This window comes from Rufibacter ruber (assembly GCF_014138425.1).
Lineage (GTDB): Bacteria > Bacteroidota > Bacteroidia > Cytophagales > Hymenobacteraceae > Nibribacter > Nibribacter ruber_C.
Window position 1 is genome coordinate 77,529 of sequence record NZ_JACJIQ010000011.1, and the last position, 24,487, is coordinate 102,015.

At 49.4% G+C, this 24,487-nt stretch carries 18 protein-coding genes; 12 read left to right on the plus strand and 6 right to left on the minus strand.

Translation table 11 applies throughout. The features are described 5' to 3' along the window. Window positions 1-160: 160 nt before the first annotated feature. The 5 genes from cobA (at window position 161) to FHS90_RS13630 (ending at window position 8,060) form a co-directional block, all read left to right on the plus strand. Window positions 161-976 (plus strand): uroporphyrinogen-III C-methyltransferase, encoded by an 816-nt coding sequence (gene cobA, locus FHS90_RS13610; RefSeq protein WP_182513437.1) that lies wholly within the window; start codon window positions 161-163, stop codon window positions 974-976. 10 nt (window positions 977-986) lie between these two features. Next, on the plus strand, window positions 987-2,702 hold the full coding sequence (locus FHS90_RS13615; RefSeq protein WP_182513438.1) for a diflavin oxidoreductase: 1,716 nt from the start codon (window positions 987-989) through the stop codon (window positions 2,700-2,702). Between the two features lie 438 nt (window positions 2,703-3,140). Beyond that, the gene (locus FHS90_RS13620) at window positions 3,141-4,823 is read left to right on the plus strand and encodes an NADPH-dependent assimilatory sulfite reductase hemoprotein subunit (RefSeq protein ID WP_182513439.1); all 1,683 of its coding nucleotides are present in this window, start codon (window positions 3,141-3,143) and stop codon (window positions 4,821-4,823) included. A gap of 503 nt (window positions 4,824-5,326) precedes the next feature. Then, entirely contained in the window at window positions 5,327-6,838 is a 1,512-nt protein-coding gene (locus FHS90_RS22780; RefSeq protein ID WP_220483067.1) for a TSUP family transporter, read from the plus strand. A 343-nt stretch (window positions 6,839-7,181) separates the two neighbouring features. Next, a complete protein-coding gene (locus tag FHS90_RS13630) occupies window positions 7,182-8,060 on the plus strand; it encodes an endonuclease/exonuclease/phosphatase family protein (RefSeq protein ID WP_182513440.1) in 879 nt (292 codons plus the stop codon). A gap of 214 nt (window positions 8,061-8,274) precedes the next feature. On the opposite strand, the gene metX is transcribed toward FHS90_RS13630, so the two are convergent. Next, window positions 8,275-9,330 carry a homoserine O-acetyltransferase MetX gene (gene metX, locus FHS90_RS13635; protein WP_182513441.1) on the minus strand — a complete coding sequence of 352 codons (1,056 nt, stop codon included), beginning with the start codon at window positions 9,328-9,330 and terminating at the stop codon, window positions 8,275-8,277. Between the two features lie 56 nt (window positions 9,331-9,386). Between metX and FHS90_RS13640 the strand changes: the two genes are divergently transcribed. Both FHS90_RS13640 and FHS90_RS13645 read left to right on the plus strand, forming a co-directional pair. Next, window positions 9,387-9,809, plus strand: coding sequence for an OsmC family protein (locus tag FHS90_RS13640; RefSeq protein ID WP_182513442.1), 423 nt, complete (start codon window positions 9,387-9,389; stop codon window positions 9,807-9,809). A gap of 630 nt (window positions 9,810-10,439) precedes the next feature. Continuing rightward, window positions 10,440-11,609, plus strand: coding sequence for a trans-sulfuration enzyme family protein (locus FHS90_RS13645; RefSeq protein ID WP_182513443.1), 1,170 nt, complete (start codon window positions 10,440-10,442; stop codon window positions 11,607-11,609). A gap of 284 nt (window positions 11,610-11,893) precedes the next feature. Here FHS90_RS13645 and FHS90_RS13650 read toward each other — a convergent pair whose 3' ends face one another. From FHS90_RS13650 to FHS90_RS13670, 5 genes are all read right to left on the minus strand, one after another. Then, on the minus strand, window positions 11,894-12,433 hold the full coding sequence (locus FHS90_RS13650; RefSeq protein ID WP_182513444.1) for a pyridoxamine 5'-phosphate oxidase family protein: 540 nt from the start codon (window positions 12,431-12,433) through the stop codon (window positions 11,894-11,896). Window positions 12,434-12,558: 125 nt separating this feature from the next. Continuing rightward, the gene (locus tag FHS90_RS13655; RefSeq protein WP_182513445.1) at window positions 12,559-13,401 is read right to left on the minus strand and encodes a metallophosphoesterase; all 843 of its coding nucleotides are present in this window, start codon (window positions 13,399-13,401) and stop codon (window positions 12,559-12,561) included. A 15-nt stretch (window positions 13,402-13,416) separates the two neighbouring features. Continuing rightward, complete coding sequence (locus FHS90_RS13660; protein ID WP_182513446.1) at window positions 13,417-14,310, minus strand: polysaccharide deacetylase family protein; 894 nt, start codon at window positions 14,308-14,310, stop codon at window positions 13,417-13,419. A gap of 216 nt (window positions 14,311-14,526) precedes the next feature. Next, complete coding sequence (locus FHS90_RS13665; RefSeq protein ID WP_066838271.1) at window positions 14,527-14,718, minus strand: cold-shock protein; 192 nt, start codon at window positions 14,716-14,718, stop codon at window positions 14,527-14,529. A 236-nt stretch (window positions 14,719-14,954) separates the two neighbouring features. Further along, entirely contained in the window at window positions 14,955-15,425 is a 471-nt protein-coding gene (locus tag FHS90_RS13670; RefSeq protein WP_182513447.1) for a hypothetical protein, read from the minus strand. 242 nt (window positions 15,426-15,667) lie between these two features. Here FHS90_RS13670 and FHS90_RS13675 point away from each other — a divergent pair, with 242 nt between their 5' ends. From FHS90_RS13675 to FHS90_RS13695, 5 genes are all read left to right on the plus strand, one after another. Continuing rightward, on the plus strand, window positions 15,668-16,744 hold the full coding sequence (locus FHS90_RS13675) for an oxidoreductase (protein ID WP_182513448.1): 1,077 nt from the start codon (window positions 15,668-15,670) through the stop codon (window positions 16,742-16,744). A 602-nt stretch (window positions 16,745-17,346) separates the two neighbouring features. Beyond that, window positions 17,347-18,156: a hypothetical protein gene (locus FHS90_RS13680; protein WP_066838255.1), complete on the plus strand. Its 810-nt coding sequence runs from the start codon at window positions 17,347-17,349 to the stop codon at window positions 18,154-18,156. A 226-nt stretch (window positions 18,157-18,382) separates the two neighbouring features. Continuing rightward, the gene (locus FHS90_RS13685; protein ID WP_338152765.1) at window positions 18,383-20,917 is read left to right on the plus strand and encodes a TonB-dependent receptor; all 2,535 of its coding nucleotides are present in this window, start codon (window positions 18,383-18,385) and stop codon (window positions 20,915-20,917) included. A 5-nt stretch (window positions 20,918-20,922) separates the two neighbouring features. Then, a complete protein-coding gene (locus FHS90_RS13690) occupies window positions 20,923-22,059 on the plus strand; it encodes a DUF4249 domain-containing protein (protein WP_066838248.1) in 1,137 nt (378 codons plus the stop codon). Then, window positions 22,059-24,485: a hypothetical protein gene (locus FHS90_RS13695; protein ID WP_066838246.1), complete on the plus strand. Its 2,427-nt coding sequence runs from the start codon at window positions 22,059-22,061 to the stop codon at window positions 24,483-24,485. The genes FHS90_RS13690 and FHS90_RS13695 overlap by 1 nt, the downstream gene beginning before the upstream one ends. Window positions 24,486-24,487 lie beyond the last annotated feature (2 nt).

The window sequence follows — 24,487 nt, forward strand, 5'->3', positions numbered from 1 at the left end:
ACTGGAGTCTGGAGACTCCACCCATCCATCGGCACGAGTCTGGAGACTCGCGCCAGCGAACAAAACATAAACCTGTTTTCGGCCTGTTTTCAGAAAAACAGGCCGAAAACGCAAAACAGAGCTCCCCTCTCCACGGGAGAGGGGCTGGGGGTGAGGTCACATGAAACAATTTATAGCCACCGTCATCATTGCAGGCGCCGGTCCCGGTGATCCTGATTTGATTACCGTGAAAACGGTGAAAGCCTTGCGCTGGGCCGAGGTGATTCTGGTGGACCGGCTGGTGAGCGAGGAAATCCTGAACAGTTACGCCTCGCCGGAGGCAGAGATTGTGTACGTGGGCAAGCAATGCCGCAAAGAAGGCACCACGCCGCAGGCCACCATCAATGAGCTGTTGCTGGAGTACGCGCTGCTGGGCAAGAAAGTCCTTCGGCTGAAGGGTGGAGATGTCTCCATTTTCTCCAACGTGCTGGACGAACTGCAGACCCTCACGGCCCACGGCATCGCCTTTGAGATTATTCCGGGCATTACGGCGGCGTTGGGCGCGGCGGCCTACGCGGGTATTCCGCTCACGGCGCGGCAACATGCCACGGCCGTCCGGTTCTTGACCTTCTACACCTACAGTAAACTCACCGAGGAATACTGGCAGGAACTGGCCCAAACCGAAGACACGCTGGTGTTCTACATGAGCTCTGAACGGCTAAGTGAAGTGGTGGAGAAACTCACCCGCCACGGCATTTCTGGGGAGAAACAGCTGGCTGTGGTTGAGCAGGCCACTACGCCGTTGCAGCACGTGCAGACCAGCAGCCTCTATGAATATGCCCAGAATTTGGGCGGCAAACAGTTTGTGTCGCCCAGCCTGGTGATTATTGGCAAAGTGGTGAACCTGCACCAGGAATTTAAGTGGTTCACCAACAACCCAACAAGAGAACATTACTTCAAGCCGGTTTCTGAGCAGGTCGGTTTGGTACTTCAATAAGAACAACGCAATGTTAGCAGAAGCAAAAATCAAAGCCTTGCAGGAGCTGGTAGGCCAATCAAGCAAAGAAGAACTGATTTGGATAAGCGGTTACGTAGCCGGGCTGGCTTCTTCCGGGGGCAGCGCAACGGCTACGGCGGCAGAAACTGCGGCGGCTGCGCCGAAGGCAACGGTGGGCAAAGTGACCATCGCGTACGGCACCGAGACCGGCAACTCTAAGCGCGTGGCCACCGATTTGGCGGGCAAAGCCAAGAAAAGCGGCATCAACGCCAAAGTGGTGAGCCTAGACCAATACCGCCTCACCGACCTGGAGAAGGAAGAATACTTCCTCACGGTCATCAGTACCCAAGGCGAAGGCGACCCGCCCGCCGGGGCTCAGAAGTTCTATGACTACGTGCACCAAACCGAAAAGCAACTGCCCAAACTCAAATACAGCGTGCTGGCCTTGGGTGACACCTCGTACCCGCTGTTCTGCAAAGCCGGCGAAGACGTAGACGCCCAACTCAAGCGCCTGGGCGGCAGCCAACTGGTGCCCATTCAGAAGTGCGATGTAGATTATGAAGACGAAGCCAATGCCTGGTTCCAGAGCGTGATGCAGACCTTGGCTAGCAACGGTTCTGCGGCTTCGGCGCCAGCCGTTACCGCACCGGCTCCGGCCAAGAAAACCGGCAAGAAAATCTACACCGGCACCATTCTCACCAACATCATCTTGAATGACGTGGGCTCTAACAAGAAAACCCACCACATTGAGATTGAGGCCGATGACCTGGTCTACGAACCCGGCGACGCGCTGGGCATGGTTCCGAAAAACCGGCCGGCTACCATTGAGGCCATTCTTAACATCACGGGTGCCTCTCCCGCAGATAAAATCACGCACCGCAACAGCGAAGCCACCGTGCAGGAGTTGCTCCATGACAAGGTGAACATCAATTACCTGCCCGAGCGCGTGGTGAAAAAGTACGCCGAAGTAGTAGGCCAGAACATTCCCGCCACCCGCATTGACTTGCTGGATTTGCTCCGCATTTACCCCGTGAAAGACGCCGAGCAGTTCAAGGAAGTGCTGCAGGTTCTGGAGCCCATCGCGCCGCGCCTGTATTCCATTTCTTCATCGCTGGAAGCGCATTCCGGTGAAATCCACGTGACCGTGGCGCGGGACGAATTCAGAATCAACGAAGAACTATTATGCGGCCATTGCTCTGATTACCTGTCTGAATTGGCTGAAGGCTCCACCGTGGAATTCTACATTCATAAAAACAGCCAGTTCAAATTACCAGCCGCCGATAAAGACGTGATTATGATTGGCCCTGGTACCGGCGTGGCTCCGTTCCGCTCTTTCCTGGCCGAGCGTGATGCGGTAGGGGCAGAAGGCCGCAACTGGCTCTTCTTCGGGGACCAGCATTTTGTGACAGACTTCCTGTACCAAACCGAAATCCAGAGCTGGTTTGAGACAGGGATTTTGACCAAGTTCAACGGTGCCTTCTCCCGCGACCAAAAAGAGAAAATCTATGTGCAGCACAAGATGCTGGAAAACGCTGCAGACTTCTATGAGTGGCTGAAATCTGGCGCATACGTGTACGTGTGCGGGGCCAAAGAACCAATGAGCGTTGACGTGGAGAATACCTTGCTGCAAATCATCGGGCTGGGTGCCGGTTCCTCTCCGGAGGAAGCTGCGGTTTATCTGGAGCAACTCAAGGAAGAAGGCCGGTATTTGAAGGACGTGTATTAAAGAATTCTGCTTCAAGTTTTCATCGGCACGCATTCCGTCCCCCTTTGAAGGGGGTAGGGGGATGACAAGACCCGTTGAAGAACCAATAGTTTTTGAAGCCAAAAGTAGGTATAACGATTCTCGGGAATATTTTATCAGCACGAGTTATCATTCCCCTACCCCCTTCAAAGGGGGACGAAGAAGTACTAAACCAACTGGCGCGAGTCTGAAGACTCGTGACTTAGGATGAAGCGAGTCTCCAGACTCGCCGAGAACCATGAGTTAATAAACGGGAGTCTGGAGACTCCACCCATCCATCGGCACGAGTCTGGAGACTCGCGCCAGCGAACAAATAATAAAAACCTGTTTTCGGTCTGTTTTCAGAAAAACAGGCCGAAAACAGCAAGAACCATAAAAGAAATTGGGCGGAAGTTTTCGCTCTAACTAGAACCAGTTTACATGGCAACTGAGCAAAAGAATCTGTCACCCGTTGAGCGCATCAAAGTTGAGAGCGACGGGCTAAGGGGTACCCTTAACGAAAGCTTGAAAGACGAAATCACCGGCGCCATTCGGGAAGATGATACCAATTTGGTGAAGTTCCACGGCATGTACATGCAGGACGACCGCGACCGCCGCGAGGAGCGCGCCGCCAAGAAACTGGAGCGCCTGTACTCGTTCATGATTCGGCTTCGGTTGCCGGGTGGTTTTTTGACGCCACAGCAGTGGGTGGCCACGCATAATATTGCCGGGGAGAATTCTACTGGTGTTATCAAAATTACCACGCGGCAGACCATTCAGTTGCACGGCATTGTGAAGTCCAAGACGCGGCCCACCATCAAGGCCTTTGACCAGGTGGGGCTGGATTCCATCGCCGCCTGCGGCGATGTGAACCGCAACGTGGTGTCCAGCGCCAACCCGCTGGAGTCGCCGCTGCACGAGCGCATTTACCAGTACGCCGACCGCATCAGCGAGTACCTGTTGCCCAAGACCCGCGGCTATTATGAGGTGTGGCTGGAAGACGAGAAAATCATTGACAAGAAGGAAGAGGAAGACCCGCTCTACCAAGACCGTTACCTGCCGCGCAAGTTCAAGATTGGACTGGTCATTCCGCCCAACAATGACTCAGACGTGTTTGCGCAGGATTTAGGGCTCATCGCCATTATTGAGAACAACGAGCTGAAGGGCTTTAATATCGCCGTAGGCGGAGGTCTTTCTTTTACCCACGGCAACGCCGAAACCTATCCGCGCCTGGCCTCTATTCTGGGGTTTGTGAGCGTGGAGGAATCTGATGAGAAGCTGTTTAAAGCCGTGTATGAGGTCTTGACCGTGCAACGCGACTTCGGGAACCGTTCTGACCGCAAACGCGCCCGTGTGAAATATACCATTGACGCCCTGACTGTAGACGGCTACCGGAAAGAACTAGAAAGCCGCATCGGGTTTCAGTTGGAGGAAGCGCGTCCCTACAAACTGAACTCGCGCAAAGACCACTACGGCTGGGCGCAGAGCGATACTGGTCTGTGGCACTACACCGTGTTTGTGGAGAACGGCCGCGTGCTGGATTTGGAGAATGGCGTGGTGCTGAAAACCGCGTTTTTAGAGGTAGCCCAAACCGGCAAAGCCAACTTCCGGTTCACCTGTAACCAGAACGTGATTCTCAGCGACATCACGCCTGAGAACAAAGCTGAAATTGAACAGATTCTAGCCAAACACAACGTACTGGCGCATACCGAGGCAGCTTCTTTGCTCCGGAAAAACGCCATGGCCTGCGTGGCCCTGCCTACCTGTCCCTTGGCCTTGGCTGAAGCCCAGCGCTACTTGCCGGAACTCATCACCAAAATTGACGAGGTTTTAGCCAAGCACGCGTTGCTGGACGAGGAAATCATCATCAGAATGACCGGTTGCCCCAACGGTTGCGGCCGTTCAGTGCTGTCAGAAATTGGCTTTATTGGTACCGCGCCCGGCCGCTACAACCTGAACCTGGGCGGCGACATGGAAGGCGAGCGTCTGAACGTGCTCTACAAAGAAAACCTGGACGAGGCCGCCATTCTGCAGGAGCTGGACACCGCCTTCGGGTTGTTCAAGCAGAACCGCCAGTTGGGCGAGCGCTTCGGGGATTTTGCTTATAGAACGCTGGTGAATTAGAGACCTCACCCCCGGCCCCTCTCCCACGGAGAGGGGAGTTCTGGAATTCTGTTTTCGGGCTGTTTTTGTGAAAACAGGCCGAAAACAGAAAAGCGGCAGTCCCTCTCTCTGGAGGGAGAGGGCTAGGGTGAGGGGGGAAACGCTGGCTATGCAACAAACGGAAAAGTGAAGTAGAATCCTGATGTTGTTTCGCTGCTGCTTTTACTGTTTGAACCGGGTTTCCCTCATCCTAACCTTCTCCCAGAGGGAGAAGGGACACCGCAGATGCGTTTTCGGCCTCGTTTTCCAAAATCAGGCTGAAAACAGAAAGATTTAAATAACTGAAACTGGCGCGAGTCTCCAGACTCGTGCCGACGGATGATTGGAGTCTCCAGACTCCATTTACCAATAGACAGTTCATGGTTCCCGGCGAGTCTGGAGACTCGCTTCATCCTAAGTCACGAGACAAAGTCTCGCGCCAGGGTAAGAGAAAAACAATCAACATTTAGTAATCAACAATTTCTGTGTCTACAACCCTCACCGTCAAAGAGCAAAACAACCTGTTCCCGGTTTTTCTGAAACTGGAACAGATGCGCGTGCTGGTGGTGGGCGGCGGAAACGTGGGGCTGGAGAAACTGACGGCGGTGCTGCAGAATTCCCCGATGACTACCATTAAAGTGGTAGCCATTGAATTTAACCAGGCGGTGCTGCAACTGGCGCTGGAGCATGACAATATTTCGCTGGTGCCCAAAGCGTTTTCTGCGGAAGACGTGGCCGGGGCCGATATTGTGATTGTGGCTGTGAATGACCGCGAGGCCAGCCGCGACATCAGCCTGGAAGCCAAGCGCCAGGGCAAGCTGGTGAACGTGGCTGATACGCCAGATTTGTGCGATTTCTACTTGAGTTCGGTGGTGCGGAAGGGGAACCTGAAAATTGCCATCTCTACCAACGGGAAATCGCCCACCATGGCCAAGCGCCTGAAAGAAACCTTTAATGACACGCTGCCCGAGGAGTTGGACGAGGTGCTGGACAATCTGCAGCAAATCAGGAACCGATTGGCCGGAGATTTCGCCGCCAAAGTGACCCACCTTAATGACATCACCAAAGTGCTAGCCGTAAAAGAAAAATTGCCGCGCCAAAAGAAACCAACGCCAAAGCCCTGGAAGAAACTGACCCTGGGCGGTGCGGCTGCGCTGCTCCTGATGCTGTTGGGCTACGGAGTCTCTTTCTTCTTTCCGCTGGCCGAAGCGGCAGCCCAGACCCAGAACCTGTTGCTGAACATTGAGCCGCTGTTTTACTGGATGATTCTGGCCGGGTTTGCCGCTCAGATGGTAGACGGGGCGTTGGGCATGGGCTACGGCGTGACCTGTACCACCATTCTCATGTCTTTGGGTGTGAATTTACCCGCCATCAGCGGAAGCATTCATACCGCCGAGGTTTTTTCCAGCGGGGCTTCGGGCTACAACCACTACCGGTTCGGGAACGTGAACAAGAAGTTGTTCAAGGTGCTGCTCATTCCGGGGGTGCTGGGGGCTATTGCGGGCGCGTATCTGTTGAGCGTGGTAGGCGAGGAGTACGGCAGTTACGTACGGCCTATCTTGGCAAGTTACACGTTAATTCTGGGTTCGCGCATTGTGTACAACGCCTTCCGGAAGACCAAGACCCGCAAAAAAATTAAGAAGGCCGGATTGTTGGCCGGAGCCGGAGGATTTTTGGACTCATTTGGAGGCGGTGGTTGGGGTCCGTTGGTGACCAGTACGCTCATTTCCAAAGGCCGAACCCCACGTTTCGTGATTGGCTCCGTGAGCATTACCGAATTCTTTGTGGCGCTGGCCAGTTCCCTCACGTTTTTCGCCATGCTGGGGTTAAGTCACCTGCACATCATTCTAGGCTTGGTTTTAGGCGGCCTCATCGCCGCGCCCATCGCCGCCCGTTTGGCTGGGAAACTGCCCATGAAAACCATGTTCATCGCCGTAGGCTCCCTGGTGATTATCTGGAGCCTGCGCATTCTGCTGAAAGCGGTGGGGCTGTTTTAAGGCACCAACTTACCTTCTTCTTTATATTATTTGCACGCATTCCGTCCCCCTTTGAAGGGGGAAGGGGGATGACTACTCATGCAGAGTTACTCATGCAGCATCACGCATTCCCGAGAATAACTTTTTGTTATCATTTTGCTGAAGCAGATGGTTCTCCTGCCGCCCTTGTCATCCCCCTACCCCCTTCAAAGGGGGACGATCAGGTATCGTAATTTAAGAAGAGAAGCTTGTTAGTGCGTTTTTGGGCTGTTTTTCTGAAAATAGGCCGAAAACAGACCAGATTTCTTTTTAATTTGGGGCAGGCAGTTGCTTCATCAAACGCTGCCGGTTCATTCTTCCTGCTATGAAAATATTCTCTTCTCCCAGACAGTTAGTGCTGGTTCTGGTCTTCGGCATTAGCCTTCTTTCTTTTGCTGCCCAGGCGCAGACGTTGCGTGTGGCTACGTTTAATGTGCGGGTAGATGTGAAAGCTGATTCGCTCAACCCCTGGAAAGACCGGTATCCGCAGGTGGCCAATCTCATCAAACTGTATGATTTTGATGTGGTGGGTACGCAGGAGGGCAAGGGGCCCCAGATTCAGCATTTGCAAGAGGAATTGCCAGGGTTTGCGTTTGCCGGCGTGGGGCGCGATGACGGGAAGGAGAAGGGCGAGTATTCGGCCATTTTCTACCGGAAAGACAAATTTCAGTTGCTGAATTCGGGCACGTTCTGGTTCTCAACCACGCCTGATAAACCTAGCAAAGGCTGGGACGCTGCTTTCCCGCGCATCTGCACGTGGGTGCAGCTCAAAGAGAAAGGCTCTGGGTTTGTGTTTTACGTGTACAACCTGCACTTTGATCACCGCGGGGTAGAAGCCCGCCGCGAAAGCTCCAAGCAGATTCTGGCCCGTATGCAGGCCGTGGCGCCCAATACGCCGGTGGTGCTCATGGGCGATTTCAACATTGACCAGGACGATGAAAGCTACCAAATCCTGAATACCTCGGGCAAGCTGAAAGACGCGTTTGAGACGGCGCAGTTCAAGCTGGCACCCAATGGTACGTTCAACGGCTTTAACGTGCAGCGGCACTCTGACCGACGCATTGACCATATTTTCCTGACGCCGCAGTTTGAGGTGAAGAAATACGGCATATTAACCAACACCTACGGCCCTGGTAAATATCCGTCAGACCACTTCCCGGTGATGGTAGAGTTGGCGGTGGTGAAGAAGGGGAAGAAAAAATAGGGTTTCTGTTTTCGGTCTGTTTTTGGGAAAACAGGCCGAAAACAGGGTTGCAGTTTCTCAAAAGACCTCGCAGGGTCTTTCAGACCTGCGAGTGTCTGTGCCGACTGCTGTGGAATTTGCATGTAAGTTTAAAAACTTACATGATTAGTAGCCACAAGTTACGCTATCGCTAAACTTGCGGCAGAACTTTTTATTAAAGCTGGCTCATCAATTTCTACAATGGTACTGCCGGGCTTGGAGCTAATTTTTCATCTTCCACCTCTGCCAGCCACGCCGAAAAATGCTTAGAAATTTTCTCGCCTTCAATAATAAACCCGTCATGCCCGTAGTTGGAGTCAATTTCTACGTAGGTGGCGTTGGGCAGGTGCTGGGCCAGGAACTGCTGTTCCTGTACGGGGCAGAGAATATCACTGCTGATGCCAATGATAAGCGTTTTCTGAGCTATTTTCTGCAAAACAGGCTCTAAACGCCCGCCTCGGCCGCGGCCGAGGTGGTGGCTGTCCAGGGCTTTGGTCAGGAACCAATAGCTATAGGCGTTGAAGCGGGCCACCAGTTTGTCGCCCTGGTAGTTGAGGTATGAGGAAACGCGGTGATTTTCCAGCTTCTCGGGATCAGGGTCGGTTTGGTTCTGGGCCAGGATTTGGTAATTGCGGTACGTGAGTATACCCAGGGCGCGGGCTGCTTTTAAGCCTTTGCTGCCAGCGGTGGGCGAAGGTTCGCCCCAGGTGCCGTCGGCTTCCAGCATGAGGCGTTGGGTGGTGTGAATGCCAATGCCCCACGTGCTTTCGGCGGCGGAGGTGGCCAACAGGAAAAGGTTCTCTGCCACCTCAGGTTCGGCCACGGCCCATTCCAGCACTTGGTAACCGCCACAGCTACCGCCCGCCAGAATGTGTATTTTCTCTAGCCCCAGATGTTCGCGCAGCAAAATGTGCGCTTTCACCATGTCCCTGATGGTGACCTGCGGGAAGGTATTGTAATAAGGCTGCTGCGTCTCAGGGTTTACGCTTAACGGGCCGGTGCTGCCGTAGCAGGAGCCCAGAATGTTGGCGCAGACAATAAAATGTTTGTCAGGGTCCATGGCTTTATTTTCCCCCACAAGTCCGTCCCACCAGTCCAGCACGTTTGAATTAGCGGTCAGGGCGTGGCAAATCCAGACCACATTGCTTTTCTTTGCGTTCAACTGACCGAACGTATGGTAAGCAATGGTAATTTCCGGTAACGTTTGCCCTCCCTCTAATTCAAAAGGTTGGTTGTATTGAAAATAATTCATGTAGTACCTTTGTCTTTTACAAAGTAAATAGCTGGAGGCGTAAAAGCGTAATAAATATGATAAGAATTGAGATGAACCGCGTGGGCGGCGACTATGGCTTTGAGGCCCGGGACGCCAACGGCCACGTCATCACCACAGATACCAGCCCAGAGAGCGGCGGAATGAACTTCGGGGTACGCCCCATGCAGATGCTGTTGATGGCCCTGGGTGGCTGCAGCGGCATTGACGTAGTCATGATTCTGAAGAAGCAGCGTCAGGAAATCACCGGGTTCAAAATGGACATCTCGGGCGAGCGCGAAGCCGGCAAAGAACCCAGCCTCTGGAAACAAGTGCACGTCATCTTCGAGCTGCAAGGCCCCATTGACCCCGCCAAAGCCGAACGCGCCTGCCAGCTCTCCATGGAAAAATACTGCTCGGTGGCCGAGACGCTGCGCCGGGCCGGGGCCGAGATTACCTGGGAGGTGCGCGTTACTGCGTAACGAGTGCTGAGTCGCGAGTCTTGAGTGGGGAGAGTTACCAACCCTTTCCTGAAAGAGGATTTGACTGAAGCTGTTTTGGGCCTGTTTTTTAGAAATTAGCCCCAAAACAGGTTTTAGCTCTTAGCTTCTTTCCTGGCGCGAGTCTCAAGACTCGTGCCATAGGATTTGGGTAGTCTCCGGACTACCCTCGCCGCATCGGCGGCGAAAGAACGCATTGGGGACTGGCGCATTTTCGGCTCATGGTTCACGGCGAGTCTGGAGACTCGCAGCATCCCAAGTCACGAGACTGGAGTCTCGCGCCAGTTGGAGAGGCGATTGCTCAAAAGACCTCGCAGTGTCTTCAAGACCTGCGAGCGTCTGTGCCAGTAGCGGTTGCCAACGCAGCTTCGTCAAGTTCAGGAGGCACTTCTTCAATAGCAACGCTCAACAAAAGGAAGTTCTGTTTTCGGCCTGTTTTCTGAAAAACAGGCCGAAAACGCACTATCTGAAATGCGTAGACCAGCTTGTGTAAAAATCCCCTTCGCCCCCTTCAAAGGGAGTATCACCTAAAGTTAAAAGAGAAAGTCTTTGATAAAGAATTCATGTGTCTTGCTACGTGCTACTTGATACGTGATACCAAAAAGTACCACTATGGAATACCACCCGCTTACCAAAGCCATTAGAATACAAACCGAGCGCACCAACGAGATGGAGCACTCTACGCCTATGTTCCTGACCAGCAGCTTCATGTTTGAGAACGCGGAGGACATGCGGGCGGCGTTCGCCGATGAAACCGATGACAACATTTACAGTCGGTTCAGCAATCCCGGGGTGCAAGAGTTCACTGACAAGATGTGCGCCCTGGAAGGAGCCGAGGCCGGGCACGCCACCGCCTCGGGCATGAGCGCGGTGTTTGCCTCATTTATGGCCTTACTGAAAGCCGGAGACCATTTGCTGGCCTGTAATTCCATCTTCGGGAGCACGCACACCATCATCACCAAGTACCTGCCCAAGTACGGCATTGAGTACAGCTACGTGAGCGCAGACAACCCCGAGGAATGGGAAGCGGCCATCAGGCCCAACACCAAAATGTTCTACCTGGAAACGCCTACCAACCCGGGGCTGGACATCATTGACCTGGAGGCGGCGGGCAAGCTGACCAAGAAGCACAACATCATCCTGAACGTAGACAACTGCTTCGCTACGCCCGTGAACCAGCGGCCCATTGAGTACGGGGCTGATTTGGTGGTGCATTCGGCTACTAAATGGATTGACGGCCAGGGCCGAGTGTTAGGAGGCGTGGTTGTGGGCAAGAAAGAACTGGTGAAAGAAATTTTTCTGTTCTGCCGGAGTTCGGGTCCCGCTTTGTCGCCGTTCAATGCGTGGGTCTTGAGCAAGAGCCTGGAGACGCTGGATGTGCGCATGGAGCGCCACGCGGCCAACGCGTTGAACGTGGCTACCAAACTGCAGGGGCATGAGAAACTGACGTGGGTGAAATATCCGTTCCTGCCCAGTCACCCCAAGTCTGACATTGCCAGAAAACAGATGAAAAACGGCGGCGGACTGTTCTGCTTCGAACTCAAAGGCGGTCTGGAAAGCGGCCGCAAGTTCCTGGACAGCCTGCAGCTGATGTCTTTGACGGCCAACCTGGGTGATACCCGCAGCATTGCCTCGCACCCTGCCAGCACCACCCACGCCAAACTTACTGAGGAGGAGCGGCAGGCGGTTGGCATTACGCCGGGCTTGATCAGAATCTCAGTGGGCTTAGAGTACGCAGATGATATTTTGAACGATATTCTGCAGGCGCTGGAGAAGTGCTGAGTTTCGTTGACAGTTGTTCGTTATTAGTTGTTCGTTGTTAGAAGATTTTAGCCGAACCGTTAACTCAATTACCTTTCCTTTGGTCATCCTGAAAGCGACCTTGGTGGCGAACTAGCCAGGCTTTTACTAATCGCTTTTCTAGCTTGCCCACAAGATCTTTCCAAGATGACAAAAGAGGGGGGGAGGCGTTATGATTTGGTTTTGGGTTAAAACCAAAAAGCGTTTTCGGGCTCATTTACAGAAATGAGCCCGAAAACGCTTTTTTTATTCAACGGCTTGAATGCCTATTTCACGTCCAGTTTTCCCTCAACAGAATCATCCAGGGTTACGCCAATGGCCGCGCCCACTGCCTGTTTTACAAACGCGATGGCGTTACCGTGTTTGTTGTCCCAGTAGTAGCCGCCGGTGGGAATTACCTGCAGCACCGTAATACGTGGGTCTTCTTCGCCTTCAGTGAACCAGACTTTGAGCATGGGGTTCCAGAGTTCCTTGATTTTAGCTTTGTCTTTGCTGAGGCGGGCCGTGCCGTGCACCGTGAGGAAGTCTGAGTATTTGGAGCCCTGAAAAAACAGCTGCACCAGCGGGTCGCGTTCCAACTCCTCCACCTTGTGCGAATCATCTGAGGTCAGGAACCAGAAACTGCCGTCATCATCGGTTTTGAGCACGGCCATGGGCCGCGAGGTGATGGGCTGGCCGCTGGTAATGTTGGTGCAGAAAAAGCAGCTTTCGGCGCTCTGGGCCAGCTCTTTCATTTTCTGGGCCGCCTCCTGGCCCTGCAAATTCTTTAAGTTGTCTTCAGGTTGGTTTTTATTGATGCTATCCATGGTGCCTTCAAGTGCTAGGTGAACCTAGATGTACTGGATTTTGCGGCATATGGATGTTGGGGCGGGAAAGGCAATTCCTGTTTTCGGCCTGTTTTTCCAAAAACAGGCCGAAAACAGGAAATTTTCTAGGCTTGTGCCAGTTCAAAAATGGTGATTTCCGGCCGCACGTTGAACCTGACTTGAAACGAATGCCCAATGGCCCGGTTAATGTACAGGGTTCGGCCATCGGCTAGGTCAAATTCTCCCTGGTCATATCTCTTGTTCTTGACCGGAAGGACGGGCGCGGGCAAGAAAGGCGGCTTGCATTGCCCGCCGTGGGTGTGCCCGGCCAGAATCCAGCCCTGGTAGCCGTTCCACACGTTAAGGTCACAGACGTCGGGGTTGTGGCAGAGAAGTACATTGGCCTTTGAAGCGTCATATTGTGTCATGACCTTTTCAGGCGAGAAGTTCATGGCCCAGTAATCGTCTAACCCAATGATGTTCAAACCTGCGAAATCTGCCTGCTGGTTGCTCAAGACGGTAATGCCCGCCTGCTCCAGTTGCGAGGAGATTTGGTCGGCCACGGGTTGTTCTGCCCAGTTTTTGCCGTAGTCATGGTTTCCTAAGATGCCCACGGTGGCCAGCTTTCCTTTCACGGTGTGTTGCAAGACCTCTGCCAGTTGCTGGAACTGCATGGCGTCTTCGTAGCTCACATAGTCTCCCGTGTACACCACAAAATCGGGCTCCAGCTTCTGGGCGTCTTGAAAGGCGTTAATCAGATAGTTATAATCAAACCGATTGCCTACGTGCAGGTCGCTAATCTGCATCAGGGTCTTGCCCTCAAGGTGACTGGGAAGGTGCCGGATAGGCATTTTCTTCCGGACGAACTCCAGCCAGAAGGGTTCTACGTGTAAGGTGTAAACTCCCGTTAAAGTCCCAAGCCCGAGCGCCCCAAGCAGCGCATGGTTCAGAAAATCCCGTCTATTCATGGGGAAAAGCGAGGCCTAGAAACTGTTCTGAATGCTGTTGTACAACCCTTTGGTGCTCCAGTAACCGCTGGCAATAATGCGCCTAATGGTAAACAGCGGGTCATTGGGGTCGCGTTTGGTGGCCAGGATGTAGGCGGCTTTGAACCCGCGTTGCTGCAGTTCCGGAATGGCCTCGGGCCGCCACAGCCCGAAAGGGTACGCGAAATATTCTATCGGCTTGCCGGTGATGGCTTCCAGTTGTTTGGTGGGTTTTTCAATTTGGGTGACCCAATCTTTGGCTTCGTATTTCTTTACGTTGTGGTGGTCATAGGTATGGGAGCCTATCACGTGGCCTTCGTCTGAGAGCTGCTTTATCTGCGCTTTGCTCATGTAGTTGGGTCGGCCAATGGACACGGTCATGATGAAGAACACGCCCTTGAAACCGTATTTGTCCAGCTCTGGTTTGGCCACGGTGTACTGGTCCAGCTTGGTGTCATCAAAGGTGAGCATGATGGGTTTTTCTGGTAGCGGGGTGCCTTTGGTGAGGTAGTCCTGCAATTGATCTGGCAGAATGGTGTGGTACCCGCTGTCGGCCAGCATTTTCATCTGGGCTTTGAAATCAGCGGGCTTCACAATGTAGTCTTTGCCCACTTTCCCGTCACGGGCGGTCCACTCCCTGATCTGGTGGTAGCACAGAATGGGCACCTGCTTTTTGGCTAGAACAGAGGCAGCAGTGGCCGGTTCTGCGGGAAGGGCAGGAGCTTGGGAGGTGGTGGGCGCTGGTTCAGCTTTGACGGAGGTGGCTACAGCTGGAGCCGGGGTAGTGGGTGCCGTAGGTTCGGTTTTCTGCTCGCTGGTGGAACAGGCGCTGAACAGGATACAGCTGGCGAAAAGGAAAAAAGCTTTCCCCCTGGAAAAAATAGATGACATACTGGAAATAAGCGGAAAGACGTAGGTTATTCTCTTCCAATGTACTTAAATATCTGGCACCTTCCTGTTTTTGACCTGTTTTTTGGAAAACAAGCCAAAAACAGGAAGGTGCCCACTGGAAAGATAAGGGCAGCCGCTGGTTGCCCTTGGGCGGGCAGACACAAAAAAGGGCTCCACGTTTGTGGAGCCCTTTTGAGAACTGAGGTATATTAAAACTTAGGCAAGTTTCACATTCACAGCATTCAAACCTTTGCGGCCTTCTTTCAGCTCATAGGTTACTTCGTCATTTTCTCTGATTTCGTCCACTAGGTTAGACACGTGTACGAAATACTCCTCATTGGAGTCAGCGTCTTTAATGAAACCAAAACCTTTGGAGTCATTGAAGAATTTTACTTTACCGTTTTTCATTATGTGATATTAAAAGATAGTCAAAGATAGGTATAATAAATGGATAGGGAAGGCGGTGTGAAGATATTTATTTACAGATTTTGTAAAAGAACCCCTTTTAGAAGCCGGAATATCTGGAAGCGCATCAGTGAGGTCTCTGCCGTTGCTTATGGTAAGGTAAAAGAAATGCCTCTGTAAGGGCGGCAGAAACCACTTTCCCTACAGAGGCAGCAAACCTTCCTAATCTTCTGATCAGACTACTCCACCACTACGTTGGCAGCGGCGTTGGTGGTGAGTTTTGCATTCAGTACCACTGTCTGCTTGCCCTTGTCATCTTCTATCTCTACGGCGCAGGTGTTGGGGGAGGAGGTGCCCTCATTGTGCGCGTACAGCAGAATATAGTTGTACCCTTTGTACTTCAAGTCTACATCTACGGTATGTTTGGTGCGGGTCAGTTCGTGCTCGTTTATGACTCTTTCCCCATTCACATAAATAGAGACAATATCACCGTCAACCAGGTTGCCGTTGTCCCAGACACTCACAGAGATGCTCTTGCTGGACACGTAAACCGTTTTAGGGTTTACTTCTACATTCCTCCCCCGGAACTCTGGGGGAATGTTGCTTTCCTCGTTCTCTGGTTCAGGGTCGTCATCTTTGCTGCAGCCAACAAAGGTGATCAGTAAAAGCAGCATCAAGGCTGCTCTGGAAAGGGATAAAAATGTTTTCATGCTCCTGGGGTTGTCGTCTGCCTTACTCTTGGGTTTTTCAGGATTCACCTCTTACTCTTTGCTGGATTTTCAGAATTCTCCGTACTTTACCAATGACCCAGGCTCACCATACGCCAAAAAACTGAGAGGTTTTGAGGGGCGGTGGAGCGTCACTGGTCTTGCAAAAGTCAGGCAACTGCTGACCAAATGAAATAGTCAGTTTTGAGTATTTTTCATCATTAGTATCAGAAAAGCGAATGTGTATGGGCAACAACAGCGGCGCAAAGATTCAGGTAGGGTTAATAGGGTATGGCATGGCGGGGCAGGTGTTCCATGCCCCCTTCATTCACAGTGTGCCGGGCTTGGAACTGGCCCGGATCAGGGAATCAAGGCCGGCTAACATGGAGCTTGCCCGGCAACGGTATCCCGAGGCCAGGATTACGGCCCAGGTAGAAGATCTCCTGCAGGATGATGCCCTTGACGTGCTAGTGGTAGCCACGCCCAACAGCTCGCACTTTGAATTAACCAAACGGGCGCTGCTGGCCGGAAAGCATGTCATAGTGGAAAAGCCTTTCACCCCCACCTCTGCGGAGGCGGATGAGCTTATTCAACTGGCAAAGGAGCAGCAGAGGTTGCTCACCGTGTACCATAACCGCCGTTGGGACAGTGACTTCAAAACCGTGCAGAAAGTCCTGGCAAGCGGAGTGCTGGGGAGTGTGGTGGAGTACAAAGCCCATTTTGACCGGTTTAGGACAGCCATTAGGGAGAATACCTGGAAAGAGGAAGACACGCCCGGCTCCGGAATTCTGTATGATCTGGGTTCGCATCTTATTGACCAGGCGCTGGTGCTGTTTGGCCTGCCTCAGGAGGTGTATGCAGAGCTGAAGGTGCAACGCCCCCATAGCCGCATTATTGATAAGTTTGAAGCCAGGCTCTATTATGAACGGGTAACGGTGACCTTGTCGGCCGGATTGCTGGTGCGGGAACCCAGCCCCCGGTACACCTTGCACGGAGACCGGGGGTCTTTCCTGAAGTATGGGTTAGACGTGCAGGAGGAGGCCCTCAAGGCCGGGAAATCGCCAGAAGGTGCACCAGCCTGGGGAGTGGAGCCAGAGCATCTTTGGGGGCACCTGAACACAGACTTTCAGGGGCTTCCTTTCAAGGGCAGGGTTGAAAGCGAAGCAGGGGACTACCGTGGGTTTTATGAGAATGTGCGGGATGCTGTTCTGGGGGAACAGGAAGTATTTGTAACGCCGGAACAGGGGCGGGATGTGATCAGGGTGATTGAGTTGGCGGAAAGGAGTAGTAATGAGAAGCGAAGATTTTCATTCTATGATTAATATAGTTATACTTATTTTATTTTTTATACATTAGGTAGCCGTAACTTAAATTGCAGTACCCATATAATATGATCCCATTCTCTTTTACATATAAAAATGAGTTTACAGAGCCGATTGAGAAAAATGACATCATCAATCAGGTAGCCCACTATGTAGGAAAGAACAAAGGATGGAATTTAGTTGTAACATAGGATTCGCTTTCATTTTCGGTAAGCCTAATGAGTTCATGGAGCTTTAGCAAGTTTATATTTATTGAAAGAGGTGAATTCATTATAAGTGATGATACAATTTCTTTTAAGTTCTATATGCATAGACTCTTAATTATAGCTGATTTGATGTCTATTTTAACTATTATTCAGACTCAGGAATTATGGTTGGGTTTCTTATTTTTTGCAGTTATTGGCTTAGGAGATTGGGGTTGTGCTCTTCTTTGATATAAAAGAATGTTTCATAATATTACAGCAAGCATTGGTACAAGCATTAATAATGGTATAAGAAGAAAATAGATTGATAGTAAGAAAAAATTCGGCTAACATGTTACGTACTTTATGCTCGGCTACGCCTCATGCAAAGCATGTGCTAACCGAAGTAAAGAATAGTACATGTTCGTATATATATTAAATAAAAAGCAACTACTCGTGTTATATACAATTTGCTCTGTACATAAAATACGTACAAGATTATTTTACCTTGTTTTAGCTGCTGCCGCTGTTTGCTTCTTAGGTTCTCATGCAACTGGACAAAGTAGAAGTGTACTTGCCCCTGATTCTTCCAAACAAGCGGTGCAGGAAGCTATCACTCTTTTTCACCAGGCATTAGGCAGGAACGCCAGAATTTATTCAGGTGCAGTATATGCACCATATAACCGACCCAGTAAAGGGCACCCCTTTTTAGGAAATGGAGAGTGGGCAGATGCTACTATCTTGTTTGATGGGGTTCTGTATCCTCAAATTCCATTGTTGTATGATGTGGTAAGTGATATGGCTGTGATTGGCTATGCCGGTGACAGTGACCCATTGCAGAAATTTGTATTGGTGCGTGAAAGGACCCATTATTTCACAATAAATGACCGCCGTTTTGTTGCTGTACAGGATTCTACTAACCAAATTAATGGTGGGTATTATGAGGAATTGTTCAACGGGAGTGTTCAGGTGCTGGCCAAGAGAAGCAAGCAGGTAACCAATAGGCCTTCTGAACTGATTTTTGCAGAGAATGACCGATTTTATGTGCATAAGTTGGGGCACTTCTACCCGGTAAATAGTAAAAGTTCATTACTGAAAGTTTTTAAAGAACATAAAGCACATTTAGTCACTTTCATTAAAGATCAAAAAATAGACTTTAGGCAAGATAAAGGATTGGCTATTGCCAGAGTAGCTGCTCACTACCACCAAATGACCACTGCAAATGATTAGGGTGAGGTTTCTTATTGTAGCACTGGTGTGGGTACTGCTTCCGGTTATATCTGCTTTGGGGCAAACAGCGCAAGACTCTACTATTACTGGTGATTTTAACAATGTTCCATTTACAGAGTTTGTGCAGCGTCTTGAGGGTCAGACGAAATACCGTTTCTATTTTAATCCAGTCCACATAGATAGCCTGCGTATTTCTGTTCGGGTGCAGCAAGAACCGCTGGAACGGGTGCTGAATAAAGCCTTTGAGAAAACAGATTTCCAGTTTGCTATTGATCCTGACCAGAGAGTTTTTGTAGTGAAAGGCCCGCTGCAAGCTTCGTTGCCACCCGGCTATTTCTCCAGAAGCCATGAGCAGGAGACAGAACCTGTCTCAGCTACCTATCCTGTTGCCCGCTCAAACAAGATACCATCTGGCAGTCCCCATCGGCTGTATGAAATTGGCATTAGAACCAATAACCTTAAACCAGGAAAAGCCACCATCTCAGGAATTGTAACAGATGCCAAAACTGGTCAGCCAGTAATTGGAGCGGTAGTGATGATTGAGATACCTCTTACAGCGGCCAATACCGACCAGAGTGGGTTTTATGCGCTCACCTTGCCCAGGGGGAGGCACGTACTGAAGATTAAAAGTGTGGGGCAGAAAGAGGTTAGAAGGCAAGTAATGCTGTACTCAGACGGAAAATTGAATGTGCAGTTGCAGGAAGATGTGGTGTCTTTGAATGAAGTATTAGTAAGGGGAGACCGGGATAAAAATGTTTCTGGCCTGAACATGGGGGTAGAGAAGTTGAGCATTAGCACGATCAAACAAGTGCCTACCGTCTTTGGTGAGGCTGATGTGATGAAAGTGGTGCTGACGCTTCCTGGTGTCAAATCTGTTGGGGAAAGCTCAACCGGCCTGAACGTGCGCGGCGGGGCCACTGACCAGAACTTAATTCTGTTCGGCGGTGCCACCATATACAACCCCTCTCATTTATTTGGATTTTTCTCTGCCTTTAACCCCGATGTGGTGAAGGGAGTAGAACTCTACAAGAACAGTATTCCAGCTAAGTTTGGAGGGCGTTTAGCTTCTGTGTTAGACATATCCAACCGTGAAGGAAATAAACAGAAATTCTCTGGAGCCGGTGGTTTGGGATTGATTTCAAGTAGATTGATGCTGGAAGGGCCTATTATCAAGAATAAATCTTCTTTCTTGATAGGGGGGCGGACTACGTATTCAGATTGGCTCCTGAAGCAGTTACCCAATGAGACATTGAACCAGAGCAAAGCTTCTTTCTATGACCTCAACGCCAATGTGAGCCATCAGATAGATTCCAGTAACAGTGTCAGCGTGAATGGCTATTTGAGTAATGACCGTTTCAGGTTTGGGAGTGATACTGTTTACCACTACAGCAACAAAAGTGCTATTCTTAAATGGCAGCACACGTTTCATCACAATTTCTTTGGTGAGCTTTCTGCCGCTTACGCAGATTACCAATACTCAGTTGTAAGTGAGAAGAACCCGACCACTGCTTTTGAGTTAACCTATAAGCAGCAGCAAACTACTTTTAAAGTAGATTTTAATAACACTTCATTGCCCAAGCATGCCATAGACTTTGGCGGCAACACCAACCACTACAAAATTAGCCCTGGAAATTATACACCCAGAGGCACAGAATCACTGGTGAAATCAGATAAAGTTGCCCCAGAACAAGCATTAGAAAGTGCGCTATATCTAAGTGATGAGTATGAGTTTTCCCCCAGATTTGCCGTTTCTTTAGGGCTCAGATATTCCTTCTTCCATTATTTAGGGCCCAAAGATGTAATTAGTTATTTTCCAGGAACCTCCAGAAATGAAAATTCAGTGGATGACACAGTGGCGTATGGTAACCGAAAGGTGATTAAAACTTACCATGGGCCAGAGTACCGGGTGTCTGCCCGATTCAGCCTGCGCGAGGACATGTCGGTTAAAGCAAGCTATAACCGAACCCGCCAATACCTGCACATGCTAACCAACACCGCAATGATGTCTCCTACAGACATTTGGAAAATGAGTGACTCCTATATTCAACCGCAGGTAGGGGATCAAGTGTCATTAGGTTTTTTCCGGAATTTCAAATCTAATACCATTGAAGCATCTGTAGAGGTATATTACAAAAAGATGCAGCACCTCCTGGATTACAAGAGCGGGGCCAAACTGTTGCTCAACCACCACATTGAAACAGATGTTATCAACTCAGAGGGCAAAGCTTACGGTGTGGAAGTGATGCTCAAAAAAGCTATTGGTAAATTGAATGGTTGGGTAAGCTATACCTATTCAAGAGCTTTTTTACGTTCAAATGATGCCCCATATACTGAAAAAATCAATAAGGGCGAGTTTTACCCTAGCAACTTTGATAAACCGCATGATGTCACGTTGATTGGGAACTACCGTTTCAGCCGCCGCATTAGTACTTCTTTCAACCTAACATACAGTACTGGCCGGCCTATTACATTACCCATGGCTATTTATGAGTTAGGCGGGGCCAAACGGATCTTTTACTCAGAACGGAATCAATATCGTATTCCAGACTATTATCGAGGTGATTTGTCATTAAATCTGGAAGGAGGCCATAAAGCCCGAAAACTCGCCCATAGTTCCTGGACCTTTGCGATCTATAATGTAACTGGCAGGCGTAACCCGTATTCAGTCTATTTTAAGTCTGAAAGTGGCAAAATTAAAGGGTATCAACTATCTGTTTTTGGGCAGCCTATCCCTACCATCACGTACAACTTCAGGTTTTAGAGGGTATGAAAAAACTAGTATACTGCCTTTGTTTTTATTTTGCTTTGGTTGTTTTACCTGGTTGTGTAGAGGAGTACACTTTGCCTGAGCAGGCCACAAATCTTAAACTTCTCGTTGTCAATGGCAGCTTGAATGTGGAACAAGGAATTGGCTTGGTGCAACTTTCCCGCACACATGATTTATCTGAAGCTGATAAGGCACCTGTTCCAGAAACAAATGCTTCTGTGGCTGTTGAGGCAGAGACATTAGAGAAATTTCAATTACGGGAGAGTGTCCCGGGAATCTATTCAAAATCTGGTATTGCCCTGCAATACGGAAAGAAATTCCGTTTGCGGATTAAGACTGTAGAAGGCAAAGAATATGTTTCTGACTTTGTGGCTACTACTAAAACGCCACCCATAAGTGAAGTAGCTTGGGGGGTAGAAGGGGACAAAATCCAAGTTAAAGTCAGTACCCAAGATTTTACAAACAACACTAAGTACTACCGGTGGGAGTATGAAGAGACATATGAGTATCAGTCCTTACTACCCTCTTTCTATAAAATTGAGAACAATGAGGTTGTGCCAAGGGCAGAACATGAGAAAATCCAGTTTTGCTGGAAAAATCAATCCTCTACTAGAATTTTAGTAAACTCTACCGATCAGCTGGAGCAAAGTAATGTTAATAACTATATCCTGGTTTCTCAGAGCGGGGGAGGGATTTTGTTTAATCACCGGTATAGTATTCTGGTAAAACAATACAGTATAAGCCAAGCTGAATATGACTACTGGCGTATGTTGCAGAAGAATACAGAAGCAGTTGGTTCCCTCTTTGATGCTCAGCCTTCCTATGTGAGCGGTAACCTTACCTGTACTACTAATCCAGAGGAACCAGTGTTTGGATATTTCAGTGTGCAATCAATTAGTGAGAAACGAATATTCATCAGTGCTTCTGAACTTAGGCAATTTAATTTCCAAAAAGAGCCACTTCCCTTATGTGAGTCAATGAGGGTTGGGAAAGCCCAGCTCCCCCAATATGAGTTCAGTTCTTTAATAATAGATGTAGATGAATCTGGTCCTGAACCAATGTACATTATGGCTAAGAATGAATGTATTGACTGTAGACTTAAAGGTGGTAGCACCATCAAACCTGACTTTTGGTAATGCAAATTAGATATTCACGTATAAGTTCTGTACCTAAAATAGGTATGCTGTGCTTTCTTTTGTTTCTCTTTTTTCCTATACCTGGGAAGGGACAAAGTGCAGCCCCGGTTCTGGAACCCTTTCAGTTATTTGCGAAAAGTAATCTACAGGAAAAAGTGTTTGTTCACACAGACAAGAACTTTTACCTGGCTGGAGAAACCATCTGGTTTAAAGTCTATAATGTAGAGGGTATGGCTCATACTTCCTTAATTCTAAGTAAAGTAGCTTATGTAGAGATACTAGATAAAGACAATTCCCCTGTTTTACAGGTAAAGGTGGCCTTGACAGATGGATCTGGGCAGGGGTATCTAATCTTACCATACTCTCTGCCCTCTGGCCATTTTGTTTTGCGGGCTTATACCCATTGGATGAAAAACACGGGTGCCGATTATTATTTCCAAAAGCCCTTTACCGTTATCAATACCTTCCAGAAGTTGGGCCTTAAGCCCATTGAATTCTCCACAGATTATGATGTCCAATTTTTCCCGGAAGGAGGAGATTTGGTGGGTAATTTGCAAAGTAAAGTAGCTTTCAAGGTAACTGATATAAATGGTAAAGGTGCCTCTTTCATAGGATGGGTGCTTGACCAACAGAATGATACCGTGGCACGGTTTTATACTCATAAATTTGGGATTGGAAGCTTTCAATTCACACCTGAGCCCAACCAAGTATACCGGGCGCTTCTAAAAAGCGACAATGGGCACCTCATTACCCGTCCTCTGCCAATAGTCAAAGAAAAAGGGACGGTGATGGCAGTAAGTGAAGCAGGGGCAAATATGTTAAAAGTAACTGTTTCTTCTAATCTGGCTTATTCTGCTACCCAACCGATGTATTTATTAGTGCATACGCGCCAGATACCCGTTTTAGCCGAGGCTAGATTCCCGGATGCTGAAGGACGGATGGTATTCGCGGTAGCAAAAGACAAATTAGGCGAAGGTATTTCCCATCTTACCGTCTTTAATAGTGAACGAAAGCCTGTATGCGAGCGGCTCTATTTTAAGAAACCTACTTCACTGCTAACTCTACAAGTAGCGGCAGACAAAAGAGAGACAGGGCCTAGAGCCGCCGTAAAATTGTCAGTTGTGGCTCAACGGGATAATGGACAACCTACAGAGGTTGATTTCTCTCTTTCAGTATTCCAAATTGATTCTTTACAGACGGTAGAGCAACCAGATATAGTGAGTTATCTATGGTTGAGCTCAGACCTAAAAGGAACGGTGGAGGCACCAGGGTATTATCTCTCCCAAGCCGGGCCAGAAGCAGATATAGCCATTGAGAACCTCATGCTTACACATGGTTGGCGCAGGTTTTCATGGGAAAAGGTATTCCAAAAGAATAGTCCTGCGCCTTTTTTTTTGCCAGAATATACGGGGCATTTGGTCCAAGCCAAAGTTGTAGATTCTAAGACAGGGCTACCTGCGCCGGGTGTGCAAACATATTTAACAATTCCGTCTCGGCAGATTAGGTTGTATGGGGCGCAAAGCAACCAAGATGGAGTAGTCTTTTTTGAGACTAAGGATTTTAAAGGTATAAGAGATGTGGTGCTGCAAACCAATACCCGTAAAGACAGTTCTTACCAGTTAGAAACGGTTTCACCCTTCTCCCCACAGAACGCCACCCTTACATTGCCAACGTTTGACTTGCCAGAACACTTTTACCAGAACCTGGAGGCCAAGAATGTACATTTGCAAGTGCAGAACCATTTCTCCCTAGGTAATGACACTCTCCCTAACTTACTGCCAATAGATACCACTACCTTCTATGGCCAACCCTCCAGAACCTATTTCTTAGATTATTATAACCGCTTCCCCACCTTAGAGGATGTACTGAAAGAATATGTGTCACCGGTGATGGTGCGTAAACGTAAAGGAAAATTCTATTTTGTGATGATAGATGAGCAACGTAAAGAAACCTTGCCAGAAGAACCTTTGGTACTACTAGATGGGATGCCTGTCTTTGATCTGGATAGATTAATGGTATACAACCCAAAAAAAGTGAGAAAGCTGGAGGTTATTTACAAACAATACTTCCATGGCCCTTTTACATACGGTGGTATTGTTAGTTTCTCAACCTATAACGGTGCAATGGAAGGGTATGAAGTAGATCCCAAAGCATTACTGGTGGAATATGAGGGGCTACAGCCAACACGTGAGTTTTATCATCCTGTATACCAAAGCCCAGAGCAAATTGCCAACCGAATACCAGACCTCAGAAATGTATTGTATTGGGCAGGAGACATGCGAACTGGCAAACTGGGTAAAAAAGAGATTGAATTTTATACTTCAGATAAGCTTGGAAAGTATGTGGTTGTGGTGCAAGGTTTAACTCAAGACGGAAAAGCTGGCAGCAGCACTTATACATTTGAAGTGAAGAAAGCTGTTCAATAGTC

What these genes read in the sequence shown, in the direction of transcription:
- FHS90_RS13660 (WP_182513446.1), bottom strand. Translation starts at nt 14,310, where the DNA reads ATGTCATCTATTTTTTCCAGGGGGAAAGCTTTTTTCCTTTTCGCCAGC.
- cobA (WP_182513437.1), top strand. Translation starts at nt 161, where the DNA reads ATGAAACAATTTATAGCCACCGTCATCATTGCAGGCGCCGGTCCCGGT.
- FHS90_RS13675 (WP_182513448.1), top strand. Translation starts at nt 15,668, where the DNA reads ATGGGCAACAACAGCGGCGCAAAGATTCAGGTAGGGTTAATAGGGTAT.
- FHS90_RS13615 (WP_182513438.1), top strand. Translation starts at nt 987, where the DNA reads ATGTTAGCAGAAGCAAAAATCAAAGCCTTGCAGGAGCTGGTAGGCCAA.
- FHS90_RS13620 (WP_182513439.1), top strand. Translation starts at nt 3,141, where the DNA reads ATGGCAACTGAGCAAAAGAATCTGTCACCCGTTGAGCGCATCAAAGTT.
- FHS90_RS13645 (WP_182513443.1), top strand. Translation starts at nt 10,440, where the DNA reads ATGGAATACCACCCGCTTACCAAAGCCATTAGAATACAAACCGAGCGC.
- FHS90_RS13665 (WP_066838271.1), bottom strand. Translation starts at nt 14,718, where the DNA reads ATGAAAAACGGTAAAGTAAAATTCTTCAATGACTCCAAAGGTTTTGGT.
- FHS90_RS13640 (WP_182513442.1), top strand. Translation starts at nt 9,387, where the DNA reads ATGATAAGAATTGAGATGAACCGCGTGGGCGGCGACTATGGCTTTGAG.
- FHS90_RS13690 (WP_066838248.1), top strand. Translation starts at nt 20,923, where the DNA reads ATGAAAAAACTAGTATACTGCCTTTGTTTTTATTTTGCTTTGGTTGTT.
- FHS90_RS13650 (WP_182513444.1), bottom strand. Translation starts at nt 12,433, where the DNA reads ATGGATAGCATCAATAAAAACCAACCTGAAGACAACTTAAAGAATTTG.
- FHS90_RS13680 (WP_066838255.1), top strand. Translation starts at nt 17,347, where the DNA reads ATGTTCGTATATATATTAAATAAAAAGCAACTACTCGTGTTATATACA.
- FHS90_RS13695 (WP_066838246.1), top strand. Translation starts at nt 22,059, where the DNA reads ATGCAAATTAGATATTCACGTATAAGTTCTGTACCTAAAATAGGTATG.
- FHS90_RS13655 (WP_182513445.1), bottom strand. Translation starts at nt 13,401, where the DNA reads ATGAATAGACGGGATTTTCTGAACCATGCGCTGCTTGGGGCGCTCGGG.
- metX (WP_182513441.1), bottom strand. Translation starts at nt 9,330, where the DNA reads ATGAATTATTTTCAATACAACCAACCTTTTGAATTAGAGGGAGGGCAA.
- FHS90_RS13630 (WP_182513440.1), top strand. Translation starts at nt 7,182, where the DNA reads ATGAAAATATTCTCTTCTCCCAGACAGTTAGTGCTGGTTCTGGTCTTC.
- FHS90_RS13670 (WP_182513447.1), bottom strand. Translation starts at nt 15,425, where the DNA reads ATGAAAACATTTTTATCCCTTTCCAGAGCAGCCTTGATGCTGCTTTTA.